This window comes from Agrococcus sp. TF02-05 (assembly GCF_017565345.1).
Classification (GTDB): Bacteria; Actinomycetota; Actinomycetes; order Actinomycetales; family Microbacteriaceae; genus Agrococcus; species Agrococcus pavilionensis.
In genome coordinates, this window is the sequence record NZ_JAGEKO010000006.1 from 24,779 (window position 1) to 48,878 (window position 24,100).

18 protein-coding genes and 1 pseudogene are annotated in these 24,100 nt (G+C 73.1%); 7 read left to right on the forward strand and 12 right to left on the reverse strand.

What is annotated here, in order from left to right:
• Nucleotides 1–38 precede the first annotated feature (38 nt).
• The 3 genes and pseudogenes from JQT67_RS07135 to JQT67_RS13810 all read left to right on the forward strand — a co-directional run.
• Complete coding sequence (locus JQT67_RS07135) at nt 39–686, forward strand: hypothetical protein (RefSeq protein ID WP_021010374.1); 648 nt, start codon at nt 39–41, stop codon at nt 684–686.
• Nucleotides 683–2,692 carry a YhgE/Pip domain-containing protein gene (locus JQT67_RS07140; RefSeq protein ID WP_208064094.1) on the forward strand — a complete coding sequence of 670 codons (2,010 nt, stop codon included), beginning with the start codon at nt 683–685 and terminating at the stop codon, nt 2,690–2,692. The genes JQT67_RS07135 and JQT67_RS07140 overlap by 4 nt, the downstream gene beginning before the upstream one ends.
• Before the next feature lie 250 nt (nt 2,693–2,942).
• Nucleotides 2,943–3,092 (forward strand): annotated as a pseudogene (locus JQT67_RS13810) (IclR family transcriptional regulator C-terminal domain-containing protein); the annotation flags it as partial.
• Between the two features lie 139 nt (nt 3,093–3,231).
• On the opposite strand, the gene JQT67_RS07150 reads toward JQT67_RS13810, so the two are convergent.
• From JQT67_RS07150 to JQT67_RS07165, 4 genes are all read right to left on the reverse strand, one after another.
• Nucleotides 3,232–3,384, reverse strand: a complete 153-nt coding sequence (locus JQT67_RS07150; RefSeq protein WP_021010371.1) for a hypothetical protein — start codon at nt 3,382–3,384, stop codon at nt 3,232–3,234.
• Nucleotides 3,385–3,428: 44 nt separating this feature from the next.
• A complete protein-coding gene (locus JQT67_RS07155; protein ID WP_208064095.1) occupies nt 3,429–4,778 on the reverse strand; it encodes a TIGR01777 family oxidoreductase in 1,350 nt (449 codons plus the stop codon).
• Between the two features lie 68 nt (nt 4,779–4,846).
• Nucleotides 4,847–5,329 carry an SRPBCC family protein gene (locus tag JQT67_RS07160; RefSeq protein ID WP_021010369.1) on the reverse strand — a complete coding sequence of 161 codons (483 nt, stop codon included), beginning with the start codon at nt 5,327–5,329 and terminating at the stop codon, nt 4,847–4,849.
• A 39-nt stretch (nt 5,330–5,368) separates the two neighbouring features.
• Entirely contained in the window at nt 5,369–5,797 is a 429-nt protein-coding gene (locus tag JQT67_RS07165; RefSeq protein WP_021010368.1) for an SRPBCC family protein, read from the reverse strand.
• A gap of 174 nt (nt 5,798–5,971) precedes the next feature.
• Here JQT67_RS07165 and argG point away from each other — a divergent pair, with 174 nt between their 5' ends.
• Entirely contained in the window at nt 5,972–7,393 is a 1,422-nt protein-coding gene (gene argG, locus JQT67_RS07170; protein ID WP_021010367.1) for an argininosuccinate synthase, read from the forward strand.
• 3 nt (nt 7,394–7,396) lie between these two features.
• On the opposite strand, the gene JQT67_RS07175 is transcribed toward argG, so the two are convergent.
• The 3 genes from JQT67_RS07175 to JQT67_RS07185 are packed head-to-tail and all read right to left on the reverse strand — an operon-like array spanning nt 7,397 to nt 9,222.
• On the reverse strand, nt 7,397–8,017 hold the full coding sequence (locus JQT67_RS07175) for an RES family NAD+ phosphorylase (protein WP_208064096.1): 621 nt from the start codon (nt 8,015–8,017) through the stop codon (nt 7,397–7,399).
• Complete coding sequence (locus JQT67_RS07180; RefSeq protein WP_021010365.1) at nt 8,014–8,649, reverse strand: hypothetical protein; 636 nt, start codon at nt 8,647–8,649, stop codon at nt 8,014–8,016. Before JQT67_RS07180 ends, JQT67_RS07175 begins: the two co-directional genes overlap by 4 nt.
• A gap of 60 nt (nt 8,650–8,709) precedes the next feature.
• Nucleotides 8,710–9,222: a DUF2231 domain-containing protein gene (locus JQT67_RS07185; protein ID WP_208064097.1), complete on the reverse strand. Its 513-nt coding sequence runs from the start codon at nt 9,220–9,222 to the stop codon at nt 8,710–8,712.
• 132 nt (nt 9,223–9,354) lie between these two features.
• On the opposite strand from JQT67_RS07185, the gene JQT67_RS07190 reads away from it, so the two are divergent.
• Both JQT67_RS07190 and JQT67_RS07195 read left to right on the forward strand, forming a co-directional pair.
• Complete coding sequence (locus JQT67_RS07190) at nt 9,355–14,046, forward strand: DEAD/DEAH box helicase (protein ID WP_208064098.1); 4,692 nt, start codon at nt 9,355–9,357, stop codon at nt 14,044–14,046.
• Nucleotides 14,047–14,059: 13 nt separating this feature from the next.
• Complete coding sequence (locus JQT67_RS07195) at nt 14,060–14,869, forward strand: DNA-formamidopyrimidine glycosylase family protein (RefSeq protein ID WP_208064099.1); 810 nt, start codon at nt 14,060–14,062, stop codon at nt 14,867–14,869.
• Between the two features lie 31 nt (nt 14,870–14,900).
• On the opposite strand, the gene JQT67_RS07200 is transcribed toward JQT67_RS07195, so the two are convergent.
• The 3 genes from JQT67_RS07200 to JQT67_RS07210 all read right to left on the reverse strand — a co-directional run bounded on the left by JQT67_RS07200 (nt 14,901) and on the right by JQT67_RS07210 (nt 21,187).
• Complete coding sequence (locus tag JQT67_RS07200; protein WP_208064100.1) at nt 14,901–15,545, reverse strand: TrmH family RNA methyltransferase; 645 nt, start codon at nt 15,543–15,545, stop codon at nt 14,901–14,903.
• Nucleotides 15,546–15,562: 17 nt separating this feature from the next.
• Complete coding sequence (locus JQT67_RS07205) at nt 15,563–16,525, reverse strand: class C sortase (protein WP_243755790.1); 963 nt, start codon at nt 16,523–16,525, stop codon at nt 15,563–15,565.
• Nucleotides 16,526–16,597: 72 nt separating this feature from the next.
• Nucleotides 16,598–21,187, reverse strand: coding sequence for a SpaH/EbpB family LPXTG-anchored major pilin (locus JQT67_RS07210; protein ID WP_208064101.1), 4,590 nt, complete (start codon nt 21,185–21,187; stop codon nt 16,598–16,600).
• A 242-nt stretch (nt 21,188–21,429) separates the two neighbouring features.
• Here JQT67_RS07210 and JQT67_RS07215 point away from each other — a divergent pair, with 242 nt between their 5' ends.
• Nucleotides 21,430–22,248 (forward strand): HAD-IIA family hydrolase, encoded by an 819-nt coding sequence (locus JQT67_RS07215; RefSeq protein ID WP_208064102.1) that lies wholly within the window; start codon nt 21,430–21,432, stop codon nt 22,246–22,248.
• A gap of 30 nt (nt 22,249–22,278) precedes the next feature.
• On the opposite strand, the gene JQT67_RS07220 is transcribed toward JQT67_RS07215, so the two are convergent.
• On the reverse strand, nt 22,279–22,878 hold the full coding sequence (locus tag JQT67_RS07220) for a hypothetical protein (protein WP_208064103.1): 600 nt from the start codon (nt 22,876–22,878) through the stop codon (nt 22,279–22,281).
• Nucleotides 22,875–24,056: an NAD(P)-binding domain-containing protein gene (locus JQT67_RS07225; RefSeq protein ID WP_243755791.1), complete on the reverse strand. Its 1,182-nt coding sequence runs from the start codon at nt 24,054–24,056 to the stop codon at nt 22,875–22,877. The genes JQT67_RS07220 and JQT67_RS07225 overlap by 4 nt, the downstream gene beginning before the upstream one ends.
• Nucleotides 24,057–24,100: the final 44 nt, after the last annotated feature.

The window sequence follows — 24,100 nt, forward strand, 5'->3', positions numbered from 1 at the left end:
AGTATAGATTACGATCGCGACGGAGAGAGGAGCAGCGGATGCGCATCGAGCTGATCGGCGCGGCGAAGGGCCGCGGCGAGGCACTGCCGCCGACGTCGCTCGCGTTCGAGAGCGGCGAGGCGGTGCGCGTGGTGGTCGAGACGGAGCAGCGGCCGACCGTGGTGGGCCTGCTCGCGTCCGGACGGATGCGGCCCGACGCGGGCGCGCTGCTGCTCGACGGTGAGCGCGGCCGCCGCCGCGAGGTGCGTCACCGCACGGCTCTCGTCGACGCGCCGCGGGTGAGCGACCCCGAGCCCGACGTGTCGCTCGGCGGCGCGATCGCCGAGGAGCTGCTCTACGCCGGCGTGCCCGGCGACCCCCGCAGCGTGCGCCGCTGGGCCGCGCAGCTCGGCGTCGACCACCTGCGCGCGGTGCCGATCGCCGACGTCGAGCCGGCTGTGCGCATCCGCGTGCTCGCCGAGCTCGCGGTGCTCCGCGACCGCGTCGAGGCGATCGTGCTCGTGAGCCCCGACCGCCACGGCGGCGACCCCCGCGCGTGGTGGGCGGAGGCGCGACGGCTGGCCGATCGAGGCTTCGCCGTGCTCGTCGTGTGCGGCGAGGCCGCGGACGCCGTGCTGCGCGCCGACGAGACGCCCGAGGCCGCCGAGGGCGCCGAGCACGCGCAGCCAGAGGAGGCCGCCGCATGACCGTCCCGCAGCTCATCGCGGCCGAGCTCCGCCGCCTCGTCGCCACCCGCATGGGTCGCCTCGCGCTCCTCGCGCTCGCGCTCGTGCCGCTGCTCTACGGCGGCGTCTACCTGTGGGCCAACCAGGACCCGTACGCGCAGCTCGACGAGCTGCCCGTGGCGCTCGTCGTCGACGACGCTGGCGACGACGGGCGCGTCGTCGGCGACGAGGTGGCCGACCGGCTCGTCGCCGACGGCGCCTTCGACTGGCATCGGGTGAGCGCCGAGGAGGCGTCGGCCGGGGTCGCCGACGCGACGTACGACTTCTCGGTGACGCTGCCGGCCTCCTTCTCCGCAGACCTCGCGAGCGCAGCGGGCGACGACCCGCACCGGGCGGTCGTGGCGCTGTCGACGAACGACGCGAACAGCTACCTCGCGACGACGATCGGCACGCAGGCTGCCGAGCGCATCCGCTCTGCGGTCGCGCGATCGGTGGGCGAGGAGGCGGCCTCGCGCATGCTGCTCGCGATCAGCGACATCCGCGACGGCCTCGTCGACGCGCACGACGGCGCGGCCACCCTCACCGAAGGCGCCGACGACGCCGCCTCGGGTGCCTCACGGCTCGCGAGCGGCGCCGATGCGCTCGCCGACGGCACCGGGCAGCTCTCGACCGGTGCCGCCGCGCTCGCCGACGGCACCGGCAGGCTCGCCGACGGCGCGGGCCGCCTCGACGACGGGCTCGGGCAGCTCGAGCAGGCGACCGCGTCGCTGCCGGCGCAGACCCGCCAGCTGGCCGACGGCGCACAGCAGGTCGCCGAAGGCGATGCGCGCATCGCCGCGATCGGCGGCGAGGTGGCCGACGCGGTCGCGCCGGTCGCCGCACGGGTGCCGGAGGCGCGCGCAGCGATCGTCGAGCGGCTGCAGCAGGCGGGCCTCGACGACGCGCAGATCGCTGCCGCGCTCGGCCCGCTCGACCGCCTGGGCGACGACGTCGCGGCGGCGGACGCCCGCGTGCAGGACGCGAGCGCGCAGCTCGACCGGCTCGCGGCCGGGGCGCAGCAGGTCGCCGACGGCGCCGAGCGGCTCGCGAGCGCCTCGCCGCAGCTCGCCGCAGGCATCGCGAGCGCCGCGGACGGCGCAGGCGACCTCGCGGACGGCGCTGCGGAGGCGCACGGCGGCGCTGTCCGGCTCGCCGACGGGGCCGCGTCCGCCGCGAGCGGCGCGGGCGAGCTCGCCACCGGCGCTCACGCGCTCGACGACGGGCTCGGGCGGCTCGACGAAGGCACCGCGCAGCTGCGCGACGGCCTCGGCGACGCGGTCGCGCAGATCCCCGCCACGACCGAGCAGGAGCGCGCCGCGCAGTCGTCGATGATCTCCGATCCGGTGCGGACCGACGCCGACGCGGTCGCCTCCGCCGGCTCCTACGGCGCTGGCCTCGCGCCCTTCTTCCTGTCGCTCGCCGCGTGGATCGGCATGTACGCGCTCATGCTCATCCTCAAGCCCCTCTCGCGGCGCGCGATCACGGCGCTGCGCTCACCCGTGCGCGTCTCGCTCGCGGCCTGGCTCATCCCCACGCTCATCGGCGCGGCGCAGATGGCGGCGCTGCTCGCGATCGTCGGCCTCGCGCTCGGCTTCCCCATCGCGCATCCAGCCCTCATGCTCGCGATGATGGTGCTCGCCGTCGCGACGTTCGCGGCGATCATCGTGGCGCTGAACACGTGGCTCGGCTCCGTCGGGCAGTTCCTCGGGCTCGTGCTCATGGTCGTGCAGCTCGTCACCGCGGGCGGCACGTTCCCGTGGCAGACGCTGCCGGCGCCGCTCGCGGCCCTGCACCACGCGCTGCCGATGAGCTACGCCGTCGACGGCCTGCGGCAGCTCATGTACGGCGGCTCGATGGCGGCCGCGGGCGCGGATGCGCTCGTGCTCGTCGCGTTCGGGGCCGGGGCGCTCGCGCTCATCGTGCTGGGCGTCGCGAGGATGGTCGACCACCGCACGCTCCGCGACCTGCAGCCGAGCCTCATCGGCTGAGGCGTCGCCCGCCGCTCTGCTGGCCGAGGCGGCCCGTCAGCGCGCGACCGGGTCGCCGCCGCCGAGCAGCCGCGCGATCGCCGCGCCGTCGGGCACCGCACCCGGCGGCGGTGCGTAGCCGCTCGGCGAGCGGCGCGTCCGGGAGCAGCTCTGCGAGGTGACCCGGCGTCAGGTTCCGCTCGATCTCGCGGACAGCGCGATCTCGCGGCGCGACATCTCGCCGATCGCCGAGCCGCTCGTCGACGAGCCCGTGCGCGAGGTCGACTGCACAGCCGCGTGGTCGCCGGAGCAGGTCGACCGGCTCATCGACCAGGTCGTGCTGCCCGCGCGCACCGAGGGCACGATCACGGATCCCGCGCGCCTGCCCGGGGAGCTCGCTCGCGTGCGCGAGCGCGGCTACTCGCTCGACCTCGGAGCATCGAGGGTTCGCGCCGCAGGCGATCGCCGCGGCCGACGCGATCTCGCGCGCGCTCGGCTCCACAGTCGCGCGCTGAACCCCGATCGGGCGGGCCGGTTCGCCGGCCCGCCCGATCGAGCGCTCAGTAGCCGTAGCCGTCCGACTCCTCGGCGTTCTCGCGCTGCGCCTCCGCGGGGCTCTCGTCCTGCTCCGCCTCGTCGCGCGCGTGCGCGTTCGTCTCCTCGGCGGCCTCGTCCTTGCCAGGGTCCTGCGCGTTCGGGTCGATGCCGGTCATCTCGTCTCCTCTCGTCGCCGCCGCTCTGGCGGGCAGTGGTGGGCCTAGCGGCCCGCTTCGCGCATGCGGCCCAGCTGGTGCCGCAGCGAGTCCTCGAGCCGGGGCCGCCGGAAGCGGTGCCCGAGCTCGGTCAGCCGCGCCGGCACGACCCGCTGGTCGGCGAGCGCGAGCTCCTCGGCGCCGCGCCGCCCGAGCAGCACCCGCGGACCGAGCGCGGGCGTCGGGACGAGCGCGGGGCGGCGCAGCACGCGAGCGAGCGTCTCGGCGTACTCGCGCTGCTGCACGGGGTGCGGCGCGACGGCGTTCACGGGCCCCGAGAGCCGCTCGTCGGCCAGCGCCCGCAAGTAGACGTCGAGCAGGTCGTCGAGATCGATCCACGACTGCCAGTGCTCGCCGCCGGCGAGCGGACCGCCGAGGCCTGCCGCGTAGAGCGGCGCCAGCACCTGCAGCACGCCGCCGCGCGGCGACTGCACGAGCCCGGTGCGCACCTGCACGGCGCGCATGCGTCCCTCGGCGGCGACCGCCGCATCCGCCTCCCAGTCGACGACGACGCGAGCGACGAAGTCGTCGCCGGCGCCGGCCGCCTCGGTGAGCTGCTCGCTGCCGCGGTCGACGCCGTAGCGGCCGATGCCCGAGGCGCTCACGAACGCACGCACGCCACTCGCGGCCGCGACCTCGGCGAGCTTGCGGGTGGGCCCGATGCGGCTGTCGCGCACCGCGCGCCGGTGCTGCTCGCCGAGCCGGCCGAAGATCGAGGCGCCGGCGAGGTGCACGACCGCGTCGACGCCCTCGAGCAGGCCGGCGGCGGGCGCGTCGGGATCCCAGCGGCGCTCGCCGCTCGAAGAGGGCTCGTGCCGCACGAGCCGCACGACGTCGTGGCCGCCCGTCGTCAGGAGCGCGGTGAGCGCCGTGCCGATGAGGCCGGATGCGCCGGTGACGGCGACCGTCATGGGCGCGGTCGCGGCCTCCCGGTGCGCGGCGAGGTCGTCGGCGAGCTGGCGGTGCCGGTAGACGAACATGGGCCGGAGGGCTCGCGACCCGACGATCGTCTCGACGCGGTCGTGCACGAGCGTGCGCTCCTCGCCGCGCGGCTCGAAGCGGTGCTCGTGCCGCCAGCGGAGCGGCGCGAGCGGCATCGAGCCGAGCCCCGCGTCCACGCGCTCGTCGACGAACGCGCGGCCGGGCTCGAACCCGCTCGGGTCGTGCTGGGCCGCCCACACGATGCCGCCCGGCAGCGCGAGCTCGGCGCGGCCGTCGGCGAGCGAGCCCGCTTCACGACGGACGCGCCCGGGGAGCCACGGCGGCGAGAGCCGCTGCAGCGCCCCCGGGCGCGCGTGCCAGGCGAAGACGTCCGCGAGACGTGCGTCGACGATGCTCGAGTGCTCGATGCCCATGGTGCGGACGCTACGCGAGCGCACCCAGCCGTCGGCTGTGGATCGGCCGAGCCTGCGGTGCGGCTGTGCTACTGGCCGAGCCGGTCGGCCGGGCGCTCGACGTCGCCGTCCCAGCCCTGGTCGACCGCCTGCTGCGCGGGCGCGGCCTCGGCGAGCTCCTTGAAGCGCTTGAGGTCCTGCTTGATCTGCAGGTCGTCGACCTGCAGCAGCGCGCCGGCGGCCTCGACGACGCCCTGCGGCTTCCAGTCGATCTGCACGTTGACGCGCGTCTGGTCGTCGTCGATGCGGTGGAAGGTCACGACACCGGCGTGCGTCTCGCCGTCCGTGCTGCGCCAGGCGACGCGCTCGTCGAGGTGCTGCTCGGTGATCTCGGCGTCGAACTCGCGCTCGACCCCCTTGATCGAGACGACCCAGTGGAGCATCGTGTCGGTCTGCTGCGTGATGGACTCGACGCCGCCCATGAACTTCGGGAAGTCCTCGAACTGCGTCCAGAGCGCGTAGACGGCGCTGATCGGGGCCTTGACGTCGATGCTGTCGGTGACCTGAGGCATGGCGATGCTCCTTACCTGTCGTGGATCGGAACTGCGACGCTATGCGGCTTGGCTGAGCGTGCCCTCCGCGAGCGCTCGGAACCTCAGCAGATCGCACCGGATCGTGAGCTCGTCGAGCTCCCGATCGCCCGCGCGGCGCGGCACGTCGCCCCGGGGCGAGACGATCACCCGCACGGTCACGCGCGTGCGGTGGGGCGTCACCTCGGCGAGGTCGACCCACCAGCCGAGCGTCGACTGGTCGACGCTCACGAACGCGAGCCGCTCGTCGGGCACCTGCTCGGTGACGATCGCGTAGAAGCTCGACGGCAGCCCGCCGATCGACACCCGCCAGCGCAGCCGCTCGCTCGTCTCGGCGTAGACCGAGTCGACGCCGGTGAGGAACTCCGGATAGCTCTCGAACGAGGTCCACATGCGGAACACCTCGGCGCGCGGGGCGTCGACCTCGAACTGCTCATCGACCTGCATCATCGCCTCCGGTCTCATCCCCCGCACCGGTGGGTCGCGGGACGCTGGCGGGGGACAGGTCGTGTCCCCCACACGAAGCGTCGCACGCCCCGCTGGGAGCGGCAATGGGCGCGCTCCCAGGTTGCACCCGTACGACCGGCGGACGGGACGCATCCCACCCGAACGTAGGATTGAGGCATGTCCAAGGTCCTCTCCTCCCTCCCCGTCGGCGAGCGCGTCGGCATCGCCTTCTCGGGCGGCCTCGACACCTCGTGCGCCGTCGCGTGGATGCGCCACAACGGCGCCGTGCCGTTCACCTACACCGCCGACATCGGGCAGTACGACGAGCCCGACATCGACGCGGTGCCCGGGCGCGCGACCGCCTACGGTGCGGAGGGCTCGCGTCTCGTCGACGCGAAGGACGCGCTCGTGGAGGAGGGCCTCGTCGCGCTCGCGACCGGCGCGTTCCACATCCGCTCGGCCGGCCGCACCTACTTCAACACGACGCCGCTCGGCCGCGCCGTCACCGGCATGCTGCTCGTGCGCGCCATGAAGGAGGACGGCGTCGAGATCTGGGGCGACGGCTCGACCTACAAGGGCAACGACATCGAGCGCTTCTACCGCTACGGCCTCATGGCGAACCCGGGCCTGCGCATCTACAAGCCGTGGCTCGACGAGCGCTTCGTCACCGAGCTCGGCGGCCGCAAGGAGATGTCGGAGTGGCTCGTCGCGCACGGCTACCCCTACCGCGACGCGACCGAGAAGGCCTACTCGACCGACGCGAACATCTGGGGCGCGACGCACGAGGCGAAGACGCTCGAGCACCTCGACACGTCGATGGAGGTCGTCGAGCCGATCATGGGCGTTCGGTTCTGGGACGAGTCGGTCGAGATCCCGACCGAGGACGTCACGATCCGCTTCGAGGCGGGGCGCCCCGTCGCGATCGACGGCGCGGAGTTCCCGGATGCGGTGGCCCTCGTCCACGAGGCCAACACGATCGGCGGCCGGCACGGCCTCGGCATGAGCGACCAGATCGAGAACCGCATCATCGAGGCGAAGAGCCGCGGCATCTACGAGGCGCCGGGCATGGCGCTGCTGCACATCGCCTACGAGCGGCTGCTCAACGCGATCCACAACGAGGACACCATCGCGACCTACCACGAGCAGGGCCGCCGGCTCGGGCGGCTCATGTACGAGGGCCGCTGGCTCGACCCGCAGTCGCTCATGCTGCGCGAGTCGATCCAGCGCTGGGTCGGCTCGTCGGTCACGGGCGAGGTCGTGCTGCGACTGCGCCGCGGCGAGGACTACTCGATCCTCGACACGCGCGGCGAGACCTTCTCGTACCATCCCGACAAGCTCTCGATGGAGCGCGTCGGCGACGCGGCCTTCGACCCCTCCGACCGCATCGGCCAGCTGACGATGCGCAACCTCGACATCGCTGACTCGCGCTCGCGGCTCGAGGGCTACGCCGCGGCCGGGCTCGTCGAGGGCGAGACGGCGAAGCTGCTCGGCGCGCTCGAGATCGGGCGCTCGGAGGAGATCGTCTCGTCGCCCGAGGCCGACCCGGAGGCGATCGAGCAGTGGAACGACCGCGCGGCGATGGATCTCGGCACGGACTAGCGCTCAGACCACCGGCCAGCCGAGCGAATCGGCCGCGTCTACAGCGAGCATCTGCACCGCGGCGTGCGCGAGCGGCCGGGAGAACTCGGGCGCCGCGGGGAACGCGTCTGCTGCTCTGCCGAAGAGCACGACCATCGGCCGCGAGGTCATGGTCGAGAGCACCTGGAGTCCATCGATGCGCTCGCCGAGCTGGTCGTGGATGGCCGCCGCCCACGTGCGGCACGTGCTCTTCGCTGCAGCGTGCAACGAGCCAGAGGCGCCTTGCCTGACCGGCCAGAGACCGGTCAGGTCGAGGAGCTGCAGCTCTCTCGATGGCAGCCAGCCGCTGAGCGTGCGTCCCGCGGTCAGGCGGATGGCTCTTCGCGACTGGAACACCTCCGCGAACGCAGTCGTCACGTCCGTTCCGGTGTAGGCGACGCCTCGACCCGCGTGCATTCCCTGCGGCAGCGGCTGCGGGTCCCATCGCATGACCGAGAGAGGACCGAACTCTCGCAGCTCATCCCAGCGCGAGGGGTGCGCCCCGGCGGTCGCATGGATGCGGAAGAGCGCATCCCGGTATCGCCGCACGTCTCCCGGCGCGAGCGCCAGCGGCCCAGGCGGGCGAGTCGGGTTCTTCGCGCTCACTCCCACGCGCGTTCGGCCGCGAGCTCGACGACTCGATCGACCGAGCCTCCGCCACTGAGCCACTCCGCCGGGGCGCGACCGCCTAGCTCGACAACCGGAGCCTGCATGAATGTCGCGATGTCGAGCGGGTGGTAGTCGACAGGCAACGCCCGCACGACCTCGCGGATGCCCGGCACGACACCGCCCTCGGTGAACTGCCATCGGGGCAAGAGGTGCGAACCTGACTTCGAGAGCCCGAAGGTGAGGAGCCGTCCGCCGGCGATGAGGCGGCGGATGTTGGAAGGAGCGATGCCGGTGAGTGCCGCGGCTTCCGCCGTCGTGATCGCAGCATCACCAGCTCGGGCCTGCGCCATGCTCGTGCTGACTCCCACGACCGCCGCGGCACGCCGCAAGGATCGGTCGGAGAGCTTCGCCTCCTCGACGCCCGCATGCTGCATCAGGAAGGAGCGCTCTCCAGCGGTCAGCGGCTCGGGGTCCGCGCTGGCCTCCAGGAGGATGTCGACAAACTCCCTCGGATCGAGCGCCACGTCTCGCCGCTGCAGCACTGCGCCCAGCCGCTCGCGGAAGCCCTCGGAGACCGCGCTCGGCGTCAGCCCGAGTGCCGGCGCCGCCGGGATCGTCTCGCTCGTCATGGCGGCATGATACGCGTCGATACAGGGACGATCAACGCATCAGCTGCTCGGCTGCAGGCGTCACCTCTGCGCGACCCCCTCCGCCTGATCCTTCTCGGCGGCGACGCGAATGCCGAAGTGGTAGGCGAGCTCCCCGCCGAGGAAGCCCGAGACGCCGACGAGCGCGATGCCGACGAGGCTGATCACCACCGCGGCGACGCTCACCTCGTCGTGCCCCGCGTTCGAGCGGACGAACCAGCCGATCGCGAAGACCACGAGCGCGACGCTGTTGAGCACCCCGTGGAGGAGACCCATCCGCTTCGCCTTCGAGCGCGCAGGGATCACCGAGTAGTCGAGCACTCCGACGACCGCCGCGAGCACCGCGCCGACGACGCCGATCGCGATGAGCACCTGCGCGCCGAGCAGGAAGCCCGACGGATCCTCCGCGAAGATCGCGAGCACGTCGAACACGAGGCTCGCCACCCACGCGCCGATCGGCACGGTGATGAGCACGGGGTGGAACGGGTGCCCGTACCACCCCTGGAGCACGGTGCGGGGGCGCTTGCCGCGGTCGAAGTCGAGCTGGTCCGGCACGGTTCCTCCTCGCTCGGTCGCGGCCCTCGCCGCGACGGGTCGGATCACAGTAGCCGTGTCGCCCGAGAGCGTCGAGGGCTCCCCGAGCGCCGGCCGAGCGGACGCTGAGCACCGCTGTGCTGTACTGACCGGATGGGCGGCGCCCTCGAGCTCTTCTCCCCCGCGACCCGGGCGTGGTTCACGGGGGCATTCGCCGAGCCCACGCCGGTGCAGGAGGAGGCCTGGACCGCGATCGCGCGCGGCGAGCACTCGCTCGTCGTCGCCCCGACCGGCTCGGGCAAGACGCTCGCGGCCTTCCTGTGGTCGATCGATCGCCTGCACCGCGAGGACGCCGCGCCGCACGCGGAGCGCGAGCCGGGCGTGCGCGTGCTCTACGTCTCGCCGCTCAAGGCGCTCGCCGTCGACGTCGACCGCAACCTGCGCGCGCCGCTCGCCGGCATCGCCGCGCAGGGCAGGAACGACGGGATCGAGCCGCCGCCCATCCGCATCGGCCTGCGCACGGGCGACACCCCGCAGGAGGAGCGCCGCGCGCAGGCGAAGCACCCGCCCGACATCCTCATCACGACGCCCGAGTCGCTCTTCCTGCTGCTCACGAGCCGCGCGCGAGAGACGCTCCGCACCGTCGAGACGGTGATCGTCGACGAGGTGCACGCCGTGGTGCCGACGAAGCGCGGCTCGCACCTCGCGCTGAGCCTCGAGCGGCTCGACGCGCAGCTCGCGAAGCCGGCCCAGCGCATCGGCCTCTCGGCGACCGTGAGCCCCGTCGAGGAGGTCGCCGCGTTCCTCGGCGGGCCCGCGCCCGTGACGATCGTCGCGCCGCCGAGCGAGAAGACGATCGAGCTCACGATCACCGTGCCCGTCGACGACATGACCGATCTGCGGGCGCCGCAGCGGCGCGACCAGCCGGGGTCGGCGCCGACGGACAGCGCGTTCGGCTCGATCGAGGAGCAGCCCGAGCAGGCGTCGATCTGGCCGCACATCGAGCGCGAGGTGCTCGAGCTCGTCGACCGGCACCGCTCGACGATCGTGTTCGTCAACGCCCGTCGCGCGGCCGAGCGGCTCACCGCCAGGCTCAACGAGCTCGACGCCGAGCGGCTCGACGCGGCGGAGGCGGAGGGCCTCGGCGAAGGCTCGGCAGCGGATGCGTCGACGGGCGCGCGGGACGGCGTCGTCCTGCGCGACGTGCGCGAGCACATCCGCCTGCGCCTCGCCGAGCGCGCCGCCGCACGCGAGGCCGGCGGCGACGCCGACGCGCCGCCGCTCGCGCGCGCCCACCACGGCTCGGTCTCGAAAGAGCAGCGGGCCGAGATCGAGGACCAGCTGAAGTCGGGCCGGCTGCGCTGCGTCGTCGCGACCTCGAGCCTCGAGCTCGGCATCGACATGGGCGAGGTCGACCTCGTCGTGCAGGTCGAGTCGCCGCCGTCGACCGCGAGCGGGCTGCAGCGCGTCGGCCGCGCCGGCCACTCGGTCGGCGACGCCTCGCGCGGCGTGCTCATCCCGAAGCACCGCGCCGACCTGCTGCACGCGACGGTCGTCGCCGACCGGATGGCGCGCGGCGAGCTCGAGCCCATCCGCATGCCGCGGCACCCGCTCGACGTGCTCGCGCAGCAGACGGTCGCGGCCGCCGCGATGGACGAGCTCGACGTCGACGAGTGGTTCCAGACCGTGCGCCGCTCGGCGCCCTTCGCCCAGCTGCCGCGGAGCGCCTTCGACGCGACGCTCGACCTCGTCTCGGGCGTCTACCCGAGCGACGAGTTCGCCGAGCTGCGGCCGCGCGTCGTGTGGGATCGCGACGCCGGCACGCTCACCGGCCGACCGAGCGCGCAGCGCATCGCCGTCTCGAGCGGCGGCACGATCCCCGATCGCGGTCTCTTCGGCGTCTTCCTCGCCGGGCAGGAGGGCCGGCCCGGCGCGCGCGTCGGCGAGCTCGACGAGGAGATGGTCTACGAGTCGCGCGCGGGCGACGTCTTCGCGCTCGGCGCGACGAGCTGGCGCGTCGTCGACATCACGCACGACCGGGTGCTCGTCGTGCCCGCGTTCGGCGAGGTCGGCAAGCTGCCGTTCTGGCACGGCGACGCCGAGGGCCGCCCCGCCGACCTCGGCCGCTCGATCGGCCGCGCGACCGCGGCGCTCGCCGCCGGCACCGGCATCGACCTCCCGCACTCCGACGAGCGCGCGATCCGCAACCTCGATGCCTACGTGCGCGACCAGCTCGCCGCGACGGGCGCGGTGCCGACCGACGCGCAGCTCGTCGTCGAGCGCTCGCGCGACGAGCTCGGCGACTGGCGGCTCATCGTCCACTCGCCGTGGGGCCGCCGGGTGCACGCGCCGTGGGCGCTCGCGATCGACCGGCGGCTGCGCGAGGACCGCGACCTCGGCGCCGCGGCGATGGCCTCCGACGACGGCATCGTCATCCGCATCCCCGACTCCGACGCCGAGCCGCCCGGCGCCGAGCTCATCCGCTTCGAGCCCGACGAGCTCGAGCGCATCGTCGAGACCGAGGCGGGCGGCACGGCGCTGTTCGCGAGCCGCTTCCGCGAGTGCGCGTCGCGCGCGCTGCTGCTGCCCAAGCGCGACCCCTCCCGTCGCGCGCCGCTGTGGCAGCAGCGGCAGCGGGCGGCGCAGCTGCTCGACGTCGCCAAGCGCTACCCCGACTTCCCCATCGTGCTCGAGGCGCTCCGCGAGGTGCTGCAGGACGCCTACGACCTGCCGGCGCTGCGGACGATCGCCGAGCGGCTGCAGCACGGCGACATCCGGGTCGTCGAGGTCGAGACGCCGAGCCCCTCCCCCTTCGCCCACCACCTGCTGTTCGGCTACGTCGGCGCCTTCCTCTACGAGGGCGATGCGCCGCTCGCCGAGCGCCGTGCGGCCGCCCTCACGCTCGACCCGGCGCTGCTCGCCGAGGTGCTCGGCCAGTCGGCGCTGCGCGAGCTGCTCGACGAGGAGATCGTCGCCCGCACCGAGCTCGAGCTGCAGCGGCTCGCGCCCGATCGCCGCGCGCGCGGCGTCGAGGGCGCCGCCGACCTGCTGCGCCTGCTCGGCCCCCTCACGGTCGAGGAGCTCACCGTGCGGCTCGAGGGCGCGCCGGGCGCGACCGTCGAGTCGGTCGAAGCGGCACCGGATGCGTCGGCACCGGATGCGGTCGGCGCGGCCCCGGGGCACCTCACGATCGCCGCCGCGGCCGCGATCGCCGACGAGCTCGTCGCCGCTCGGCGCGTCGTGCGGGTGCGGATCGGCGCGGACGAGCGGCTCGCCGCGATCGAGGACGTCGCGCGGCTGCGCGACGCGCTCGGCGTGCCGCCCCCGCCGGGGGTGCCGTCGGCGCTGCTCGAGGCGGTCGCCGACCCGATCGGCGACGTCGTCGCCCGGCACGCGCGCACGCACGGCCCGTTCACGGTGGAGGAGGCATCCGCTCGCCTCACGCTCGCGCCCGCGGTCGTGCGCTCGGCGCTCCGCGCGCTCGAACGGCAGGGGCGCGTCGTGCCGGGCGCCTACCGCGCGCGCGGCACCGGCGAGGAGTGGATCGACGCGCAAGTGCTCTCGCGCCTCAAGCGCCGCAGCCTGCAGGCGCTCCGCAGCGACGTCGAGCCCGTCGACCACGCCGTCTTCGCCGACCACCTGCTCGCGCACCAGCGCGTGACGCGGCCGCTCTCGGGCGTCGACGGGCTGCTCGAGGCGATCGACCGCCTCGACGGCATGCCGCTGCCGCTCAGCGCGCTCGAGACCCTCATCCTCCCCTCGCGCGTCAAGGACTACCGGCCGTCGATGCTCGACGAGGTGACCGCGGCCGGGCTCGTGACATGGGTGGGTGCGGGCGAGCTCAGCGCGCGCGACGGCCGCATCGTGCTGCGCGCGGCAGACACCGTCGAGCAGCGCCGCGACACGGAGCACGTCGATCCCGACGCCGCCGCGGTGCTCGAGGCGCTCGGCGGCGGCGGCGCGCTCTTCGCGCGGCAGCTGAGCGAGATCACCGCGCTCGACCTCGTGCGGCTCGGCGAGGTGCTGTGGCCGCTCGTGTGGGCCGGGCGCATCACGAACGACACGATCGCGCCGCTGCGGGCCCACCTCCTGGGCGCCCGCGCGCGCACGCCGCCGGCGCCGAGCCGGCGGGCGGCGCCCGTGAGCCGGCGGCGGCTAGCGACCGCCCGGCCGATCCGCGCGGAGGCGCTCCCGACGCTCGCCGGCCGTTGGCTGCTCGCGTCGAAGCCGGCGGGCTCGGCGACCGAGCGCGCGGCCCAGGTGGCGGATGCGCTGCTCGCGCGCTACGGCGTCGTCACGCGCGGGAGCGTGGTCGCCGAGGACGTGCCGGGCGGCTTCCACGGCGTCTACCAGGTGCTGAAGGCCTTCGAGGAGGCCGGCCACACCCGCCGCGGCTACTTCGTCGACGGGCTCGGAGCGGCGCAGTTCGCCGACGGACCGGTCGTCGACGCGCTGCGGGCGCGGCAGTCGGGCGGCGCGAGCGACGCCGTCGCGACGGTGCCGGCCGTCGACCCCGCGAACCCCTTCGGCGCCGCGCTGCCGTGGCCCGAGGCGCGCGGCGACCACCGGCCGACCCGGCGCGTCGGGGCGCTCACGACGATCGCCTCGGGCCGCTGCGTGCTGCACCTCGAGCGCGGCGGCCGCTCGCTCCTGACCTTCACCGACGACGAGGAGGTGCTCGTCATGGCGCTGGCGAGCATGACGGATGCGGTGGTGCGGCTCGGCGGTCGGCGGCGCGTCGTCGAGTCGGTCGACGGCCGCTCGTCGCTCGAGCCCGAGGTCGCGCCGCTCCTCGATCGCGCGGGCCTCCGCCGCACCCCGCGCGGCTTCCGGATCGGCCACTGATGGGCGGTCACTGATGCCCGAGGGCGACACCATCTACCGCGCGGCCGTCCGCCTCGGTCGGGCGATGGCCGGCCGCGTGCTGACGCGCAGCGACTTCCGCGTGCCGCGGCTCGCGACCGCCGACCTCGTCGGCGAGCGCATCGAGGAGGTGCGCTCGGTCGGCAAGCACCTGCTCATGCGCGGCGAGCGGCACACCATCCACTCGCACGCCGGCATGGATGGCCTGTGGCACGTGCTCGAGCACGGTCGCCGCGCGCCCGTGGCGGCCCACACGATCCGGGTCGTGCTCGCGACCGACGAGCACGACATCGTCGGCTCCGCGCTGCCCGTGCTCGAGCTGCTGCCGCGCGAGCGTGACTGGGATGCCGTCGCGCACCTCGGTCCCGACCTGCTCTCGCCCGAGTGGGACGAGGCGGATGCGGCCGAGGCGGCCAGGCGGCTGCGCGCGACCGGGGTGCCGGTGGGCGTCGCGCTGCTCGACCAGACGGCGGTCGCGGGGCTCGGCAACGTCTTCCGCGGCGAGCTGTGCTTCCTGCGCGGCGTGCACCCGGCGACGCCGATCGGCGAGGTCGACGTCGAGCCGATCGTCGCGCTCGCGCGCCGGCTCATGATCGCGAACCGCGACCGGACGGAGCGCACCTTCACGGGCGATGCGCGGCGCGGCCGCCGCACGTGGGTCTACGGCCGCGGCGGGCAGCCGTGCTTGCGCTGCGGCACGCGCATTCAGGACGCGATGCTCGGCATGGAGGACGGCATGCTCCGGCAGGTGCAGTGGTGCCCGCGCTGCCAGCCCGCCCCTCCCGCGAACGTCGAACTTCCCTGAACTGGGGGTTTCGTCGCTCGAACTCCGGAGTTCAGGGAAGCTCGACGCGATCGGGAGTGGCCGCGTGCACCCGCACCCACTCGTGCATCACGATCGCCGCCGCCGCGGCCGCGTTGATCGAGCGCGTCGACCCGAACTGGCGGATCTGCACGTGCGCATCCGCGGCCGCCATCGCCGCCTCCGTGAGGCCGGGCCCCTCCTGCCCGAACAGCAGCACGCAGCGCTCGGGCAGCGGCGCCGCGTCGACCGGCACCGACCCCTCGGTGTTGTCGACGGCCACGATCGTGAGGCCGGCGTCGCTCGCCCACGCCGCGAACGCATCCGTCGTCTCGTGGTGCTCGATGCGTTGATAGCGGTCGGTCACCATCGCGCCGCGCCGGTTCCAGCGCCGCTTGCCGATGATGTGGACGGCGGACGCGGTGAACGCGTTGGCGGTGCGCACGATCGAGCCGATGTTGAGGTCGTGCTGCCAGTTCTCGATCGCGACGTGGAAGCCGTGACGGCGAGTGTCGAGGTCGGCGACGATCGCCTCGAGCCGCCAGTAGCGGTAGCGGTCGACGACGTTGCGGCGGTCGCCGTGCTCGAGCAGCTCGGGGTCGAGGCGCTCGTCGTCGGGCCACTCGCCGGCCCACGGTCCGACGCCGACCTCGAGCTGGGGTTCGTCGGCGGGCTGCACCGACCCAGGCTAGGCGCTCAGAGGATGAGGAACGGACCCGTCACGGGCGACGGCTCGCCCTTGCGCCTCGGCGAGCGTCCGGGTCGAGGCGCACCCGGCTTGGCGCTCAAGCTCCGCCCGCCGACCGCGATCGCCCAGCCGCTCGAGAGCGCGACGGCCCACCACGGCGGGCCGGGGATCTCGGGCATGGCGGCGGCTTCGGCTATGGCCTCGGGGGTCGGGATGCGCTCCCCCACGACGACGATGCGGTGGCTGTTGATGCCGAGCGGCGTGCAGGTGACGAGGCTCACGAGGTCGCGGCCCGACTCGGGCAGCAGCAGCTCGGTGTCGCCGGGCTCGACGACCTGCACGTCACGCACCTCGTAGGTCAGCACCTCGCCGTAGACGTCGAGCTCGAACGTCTCGCCGACCGCGACCCGGTCGAGGTCGCTGAAGAGCACCGACTCGGGCAGGCCGCGGTGGCCGGTCAGCACGCTGTGCGTGCCGGGCCCGCCGACCGGGAGCGCGGAGCCGAGCAGGTGGCCGACGCCCTTCCGCAGCGTCTCCTCGTCGGTGCCGTGGTAGATCGGCAGGTCGACGTCGATGGAGGGGATGCGGATGCGTGCCATCACCTCGGCGGGACCGAGGTCCAGCTGCTCCTCGTAGGCCGCGACGATCGCGCGCTGGTCGCTGAGCGGCGTGCGGCCGTAGGGGTCGATCAGCGCGCCGCCCGTGAGCGTCTGGTTGTAGGCGCGAGCCGCGGCGAGCTCCTGCTCGCGCCCCTCGGGGCCCAGCTGCTCCATGACCTCGGCGTAGGCGCCGACGCGATGGGACTGCTCGAGCTGCGAGAACCAGCTCGCGATCGTCGGGTAGAGCAGGATCGCGACGCCCGCCATCACCATGAGCGCCGCGACGAGCGACGTCGCGCTCGCCTTGCGCCGGCGGCGCCGCGGCGCGGCGGCGGCGGGGGCCGGCGCGGGCGCTGCTGCGATGGCGGTCATGCTGCTCCTCTTGGAAAGGGTCGAGCCCCCGCAGCGGCGGCTGGGGTCGCTGCTGCGGGGGCTCGGTCTGGATCAGGCCTGGTTCTGGGCCTGGGTCTTGCGACGGCGGAGCAGCACGAAGCCGAGTCCGCCGAGGATGAGGCCGGCGCCGCCGATCATGAAGGCAGCCTGGCCGCTGCCACCGGTGACCGGGAGGGCATAGGCGGCGATCTGGTCGTTCGAGAAGTAGACGAAGTTCTGCACACCGTCGACGGGCTGGCCGTAGCTGATCGGCACAGCTTGAGCCGATGCCGCGCGCTCGTAGCCGACCGGCGCCTCCGTCTCGACGAGGTAGTACGTCGTGCCCGCCTCGCCGGTGATGACCCCCTCGAACGTGATCTCACCGTTGGTGCCCGCGGTTCCGACCGCGACGACCGTCGCCGGGTCTGCCGCGACCGGGGCTCCGTCGTTGACGGATCGCAGCTCGAAGCGAGCGCCGTCGAGGCGTGCCGAGCGATCGGTGCCAGCGTGCTTGATGACGCGCAGCGTGCCCCAGTAGGTGCTGTCCGTCGACGAGGCGACCCGGTAGCCGTTGACGAACGCAGTCGCGGTGTTCGAGATCGCACCGTCACCGACGGCGACGACTCGGGTCGCGTAGGAGATGCGGAGCGTGTCGCCGTCGGCGTCGTTGGCCAGTGCGTCGGCGAGCGTGAGGGTGACGGCGCGGGTCGTCGTGTCGTAGTCGACCGTGTAGTCCGTGCCATACGTGAGCGGCATGGCGCTGTCGAGCTCGGCCAGCGCGCCGAGGCGCACCTCGGCCGCCGGAGTCGGCACGTACTCGAGGCGCGGGTCGAGCGTGTCAACGATGGTGTACGACGTGATCTGGCCGGCCACGGGCGTGTAGGGCACGAAGCTGTCGATCTGCCAGTTGATGACATCTCCGAGCACAGCTGCATCACCTTCGACGACCCGCTTCTGGATGTCACCGGTGGAGTTCTTCGGGTAGATGTGCACGTCGTACACCCACTTGTCCGCGACCGGAAGCGGCAGCGTGACGAGGAACGGCTGCGCGGGGATCGCGATGCCGTTGTCGCCGAGGTCGGTCTCGGTCACGAGGTAGAGCCCGTCGGGGAGGTTGCTGAACGTCACGACTCCGTTGACCGTGTCATCGGCCCGCGAGTCGACGGGGGAGGCGGAGGTGTCGATGGCCGTCTGCGCCTCGTCCACCGTCATGGCATCGGCAGCCTCCCATCCTGCGTTCGTCGTCAGCTCGACGCCGGGGACGCGGGTGACCGTGAACTCCACCCCGCTGAGCGGCCGCAGGTTGAGCGCATCGATGTCCGCCTGCTCGATCTCTCGACCGTCGTTCGGCAGAGGCGCCGCGTTCTCGGGCTGAGCGAACTTGTGGATGGTGAGCGAGCGCGGCTCGTCAGTGGGCGGCTGGATGTTGCCGGGGGCGGCGGACGCGGGGAACGCTCCGCCGAGGATGGTCACGGTCGCGATCGCGGCCGCTCCGAAGCCGGCGGCGATGCGCGCCGTCAGGCCCTTCTTGGTGGATGCCATGGCGGCAGTTCCTTTCTGGATACGTGCTAGGAGCAATTCGATGGACGGGGTCTTGATGGGACTCTCGAGGGGCCGGTGCGCTTGCTGCGCCGCACGGCGCGAGCGGAAGGCGACGAACGCGAGGGCCAGCAGCAGCAGTGCGCCACCGCCCATCACGTAGGTGTTGGCGCCGATGCCGCCGGTGAGCGGGAGCGCGAGTGCGGGCACCGGAGCGTTGACGAAGCGGTACACGTGGTGCTCGCCAGCGGGGATCTGGACGGTGGGGTTCGTCACGGTCGCCCAGGTGTCCGGACCCGTCTGCCGCTCGAGGCGCAGCCCGAGCGACGCGTAGTCGCTCCGCTCGGTGAGCGTGTAGCTGTGACCGGGGCGCACATCGAAGCGGTTCGCGTCCGCGCCGCTCGCGATCTCGGTCTCGCTGCCGCGCGTCGAGGTCGCGGCTAGCCCCGCGAGGCTCGCGGGCGTCGCGGTGAGGGTGAACATGTCAGCGCGCAGCGTGCCGCCGGCGGTCGGATCGATGTGCTTGAGCAGCGTGAGGCGAGCGGTCGAGTTCGTGACGGTGCAGGTGACCTGCGTGCCCTTGACGAGCGAGACGCCGGATGTGGTCACGGGCACGATCGCGCCGCTCTGATCGCGGCACGCCCAGCTGCCGACCTGCGCGTAGGAGGCGGGTCCGCCGCTGTGGCTGAGCGCATACGCGACGCTCGGAGTGACGCGGGCGGTGGCCGAGGCAGTGCCGGTCGCGCCAGCGGGGCCGGGAAGGGCGCTCTGGGGACCCGTGCCGCGCAGCTGCCACTGCGAGGCGAGCCCGGCATCGCCGAAGCCGATGGTGTTGGCGAGCGTCAGCGTGGTCGGCAGCTCGCGATTGACGTACGTGCACTCGACGGTCGAGCCGGCAGCGATGCCGGAAACTGTCGTCGGTCCGCCTCCCTGGAGCGGGAGCTCTTGCACTGAGCCTGCGATGCTCTCGATCCGGCACGCTCCCTCGATGAACTCGAAGCCTTGCTGCTGCGTCTCCGAGACCGCGACCGTGGCGACAGCTGAGGTCGAGCCGTACCGGAGGGACCAGCGCGCGACACCATCGGAATCGGTCAACTGGGTCTCGGCAGACGGTGTGGAGGTGACCGTGCCACCACTGGCAATCGTTCGCGCTGTCACGGCCCAGTTCGAGGCAGGTGCCCGCGAGCCGTCGACGGACGACTCCACGAGCTTCTGCACGGAGACCGCGGTCACAAGCGGCGAGTTCCGGAACGTGCAGACCACGTCCGCGCCGCTGCGTGCTGGCATGGTCACGACACCGGATCGCGAAGAACCGGACGCGATCGTGATCCCGCGGTCGTCGACGCACGCGTAGCTCGAGGCATAGCTGCCCGCATTGGCGCTGATGCTCTCCTGAATGGAGTAGGTCTGCCCAGCGAGCGCCGTGAGCGGACCGAGCTGAGTCGCCTGGAGGCCGATGGCGGAGCCCGATGTCGTCGCTGCACCGATGACCGATGAGCCACGGAGCATCGACAGCGTGAACTGGTCGCTGCTCGCGACCCGTCCCACGACATGCTTGCGCACCGTGAGGGTGGCGGGGGAAGCACAGCTCGCGAGGTCTGAGCTGCCGACGAGTGCGGTGGTGACCGAACCGGTCCGGAGACTCGAAGTCGACGGGTCGTAGAGACGCACGGTGGTGCCGTTGCCGATGAACACGGTCCCGTCATCAGCGAAGGCGATGCCATTGACCCCAGAGACTCCACTGAACGAGGGCGACGCGGTCGCGACCATCGCACCGCCCGCAGCGAGAGCCGAAGCGGAGACCGTGTAGATGCGGGTACCGGAGCTCGTGTTCTGAGCGATGAACAGGTCGCCATTGAGGTTGAACGCGATGTCGCCGTTGCTTGAGTCGCTTGAGGTGACCGCGACCCAACCGCGCTCCTGCGTCGTGCGAGTCGAGTGGTCGTACGAATGGAGCTCGAAGCGCGTCGTCCCGGAGACCGTGCGGAAGCCGCCGAAGTAGAAGCGTCCGTCCGCGAGGCTGACTGCGCCGGTAACAACGTTGACGTTGGCTGCGGTGAGCGCCACGGGGAAGCGCTCCCACCCACGAGCGACCGAGTAGCGGTGGAACGCCTGAGCCCCGTTCGCCGAACCGCTGGGCCGTTCTGCGGCGAACATCACGGTTCCCCCCAGCCCGATGCCCAAGCCGTTGACCTGCGCGTTGCTCGGGACCCCGACGAACTGACCGAACGTCGTCGGGGCAACGCCGTCGCGCGACACACGGAGCACGGCACCTGATGCCGTGGTGGCGTAGAAGGCGCCGCCGATGCACGCCGCTGGCTGGTTGACGCCGAGCTCGAACGTCCCCAAATTGTGGACATTGCCGCTGCGGTCAGCCTGCGTCGACGTGCGCCATGCCGTGTCTGTCCACTCGTAGCCGCTGGGAGCGTTTAGCGGTCGGATCCGGTACTGATACTGCGTGCTCGAAGTGTTGGTCTGGATGCGATGACCCGAGCCGACGTGTGTGATTTGGAACTCTCCGGCGTCCGGGTCCAGATCGCTCGTCGGCGTGCACGCGCCAGCGTTGCAGTCCGAGACGATCACCGTGTTGCCCCAGGCCGACCAGCTCAGCCAGCCGAAGAACCACCGGCTTCGTTGCTGCCACTCGATCTCGAACGTGGCTCCCGCCGCAGAGGGCGCCACGTCCCAAGACAGGTAGGGCACCTCGACACCAGGCTCGGGAGCGCCGATCGCCATCGGTGCCACCGCTCCCGTCGTGGTTGCCTCACTGCGACCCTGGGGCTGAGCAGGGATCGCGGCGGCAACCGGTCCGGGGCTCGGCACCGGTGCTGCACTCGTTGCCGTCGCGGGCGGCGCCGGCACCGCGCTCGGCGCCGCGGAAGACGTGGGCACCGGTACCGCGCCGGGAGCCGCGGGCGCCTCCGTTGCCGCAGGGGTGACGGCCGGCTCGGGCGTCGCCGTCGGCTCCGGCGACGGCACCGGCTGAGGAGCGGCGCTCGTCGCCGAAGCCGAGGCTGCGGACGGGGCGAGGGGCGTCAGCGGCAGCACCACCGCGGTCGCGAGCACGATGGCAGTGGCGACGGCTCGGAACGAGCGTCGGGCTGCGAAAGTGCGCGTGCGCATGCGGATTCTGCTCCTCGTGACGGAGTTGGAATGAAGGGGTGACCGGGAGCACGGCCAGCTCTCGCTGGGCGGCACGGTGCCCTCCGGTGGGATGCCTTCAACGTATTGAGTCGAACTCAAGTAACCGGTTCCAAAGGCGCAGGGGCGGCTGAGTTTCGCTTGACGAAACCTCAGCATCGTCCAAAGTCGTTTTAAATTCGAAGGATCAGACATCGCAACAGTTGTGCCCGTACGCTGTTTCCATGCGCACCAGGGCAGACATCGAGTGCTGGCTCACCGACATGGACGGTGTCCTGGTGAAGGAGGAGCACCCGCTCCCGGGCGCGCAAGAGCTGCTCGACCAGTGGCAGTCGCAAGGAGTCGAGTTCCTCGTGCTCACGAACAACTCGATCTTCACGCCCCGTGACCTCTCAGCGCGCCTGCGCGCATCCGGCCTCGTCGTGCCCGAGGAGCGCATCTGGACGAGCGCGCTCGCGACCGCCGATTTCTTGCACGACCAGATGCCAGGTGGATCGGCCTACGTGATCGGCGAGGCGGGCCTCATCACCGCGCTGCACGACGCGGGCTTCACGATGACCGACACCGACCCCGACTTCGTCGTCGTGGGCGAGACCCGCTCCTACTCGTTCGAGGCGATCACGAAGGCGATCCGGCTCATCGCCGACGGCGCCCGCTTCATCTCGACGAACCCCGACGCGACCGGCCCGAGCGAGGCCGGCATCCTGCCCGCGACCGGCGCGATCAACGCGCTCATCACGAAGGCGACCGGCCGCGTGCCCTACATCGTCGGCAAGCCCAACCCGATGATGTTCCGATCCGCGCTCAACAAGATCGGCGCGCACTCCGAGGTCACCGGCATGATCGGCGACCGCATGGACACCGACATCGTCGCCGGCATGGAGGCGGGCCTCCACACCGTGCTCGTCATGACCGGCATCTCGAACGCCGCGCTCGTCGAGACCTACCCGTTCCGGCCCGACGAGATGCTCGCGGGCGTGCACGAGCTCGTCGAGCGCACCCCGGTCGAGTCGGAGCTCGACGAGCCGCACGCCGACGTCTGAGACGACGGATGCCGTGAGGCCGTCGGGCGGTCAGGCCTCCGAGAGCAGGCGCACGACGTTGGCCGCGAAGAACCCTCCGCCGACCGCGACGGCGACGGCGGCCGGCGCGACGAGCTGGTCGAGCGGCCGGTGCGGCACCTCGCGCGCGTCGAGGCCGTCGAGCCGGATCCAGCCGAACAGCGCCGCCCTCCCCCGCCGCACGACCATGCCCGCGAGGGCGAGCGCCGCGACAGCGGCCGCCGCCGAGACGAGCAGCCACGCCCAGGCGATGCTCGCGCCCGGCACGGCCTGGAACGGCGCGAGCGCGAGCGCGCCGAGCATGACCGGCAGCACCCACCACGTGGCGGGCGGACCGAAGCCGCGCGCGACGCCGATCGAGAGCAGCGCCGCGACGCCGAGCACGACGAAACCCATGAGCAGCCCGCCCCAGCCCGCCACCTGACACACCGTCGCCGAGTGGATGCCGCACGCGCCGTCGTCGAAGGAGATGAGGAGGCCGCCGGCCTTCGCCGCGGCAGCCTCGCCGTAGCCGACGGCCGCCCACGACGTCAGCAGCCCGAGCCAGCCGGTGCCCGGCTCGCCGGCGACGATGCGCGGCGGCGGCTTGAGGAGGCGGTCGGCGAGGCTCACGCCTCCACGCTACGCCGCGCGCCCGGAGCCGCGAGCGCCCGGTCGTCGGCGCGCGAGAGCAGGCGGTCGAGCTCGCGCGCCGCCGCGCGGCCGGCACGGTTCGCGCCGACCGTCGACTGACTCGGGCCGAAGCCGATCAGGTGCACGCGCGGCTCGCCGACGACGCGGGTGCCGCGCACCGGCACGGCGCCGAGCTCGTTCCGCAGGCCCAGCGGCTCGAGGTGCGCGAGCTCGGCCTTGAAGCCGGTTGCCCAGAGGATGGCGTCGACCGTCGTGAGCGTGCCATCGGCCTCGCGCACGCCGTGCGGCTCGATGCGTGAGAACATCGGCCGCCGCTCGAGCGCGCCGCGCGCCTTGGCCGCTCGCGCGTACGGCGTCCAGATGAGCCCGGTGTAGGAGACGACGCTCCCGGTCGGCCTGCCCGCCTCGGCGTCGGCCGTCACCTGCTCGATGACCTTGCGGCCGGTGATCTCGGGCACGAAGCCGCCCTCGAGGAAGACCGGCTCGCGGCGCGTGTACCAGCGGGTGTCGGCGACCCGCGAGAGCTCGTCGAGCAGCTGCACGGCAGAGATGCCGCCTCCCACCACCGCGACCCGCTGCCCGGCGAACTCGTCAGCCGAGGCGTAGTCGCGCGTGTGCAGCTGCCGGCCGCGGAACGTCTCCGCCCCCGGGTAGTGCGGCAGCACCGGATTGTTCCAGGTGCCGGTCGCGTTGATGACGGCCCGGGCGCGCCAGCGGCCCGCGCTCGAGTCGAGCAGCAGCTCGCCATCGGGATCGTCATCGGCGCGCTCGACCCGTCGCGCCGTGACAGGCCGCAGGATCGGGAGCGCCATCTCGCGCTCGAAGGCGGCGAAGTAGCGCGGCACCGCGGAGCGACTCGGCTCGTCCGGGTCGATCGGCGGCTGCGGGAAGCCCGGCAGGTCGAAGATGCCGTTCACCGTCGCCATCCGCAGCGACTCCCACCGGTGCTGCCACGCGCCGCCGGGTGCCGCATCCGCGTCGAGCATGACGAAGGTGCGCCTGGCCCCCGGCTCGTCGAGCGCGCTCGCGAAGCCGCGCTGCTGCAGGTGGTAGCCGGCCGAGAGCCCGGCCTGGCCCGCGCCGATGACCACGACGGCCGCTCGCCGCTCCCCCTGCTCCCGCACCGCCACCCCCTCGCCCGCTCGTCCGAACCGCAACGACTGATGCAACGGCTGCGTCGGCTTGACGATTCCGCGAGCAC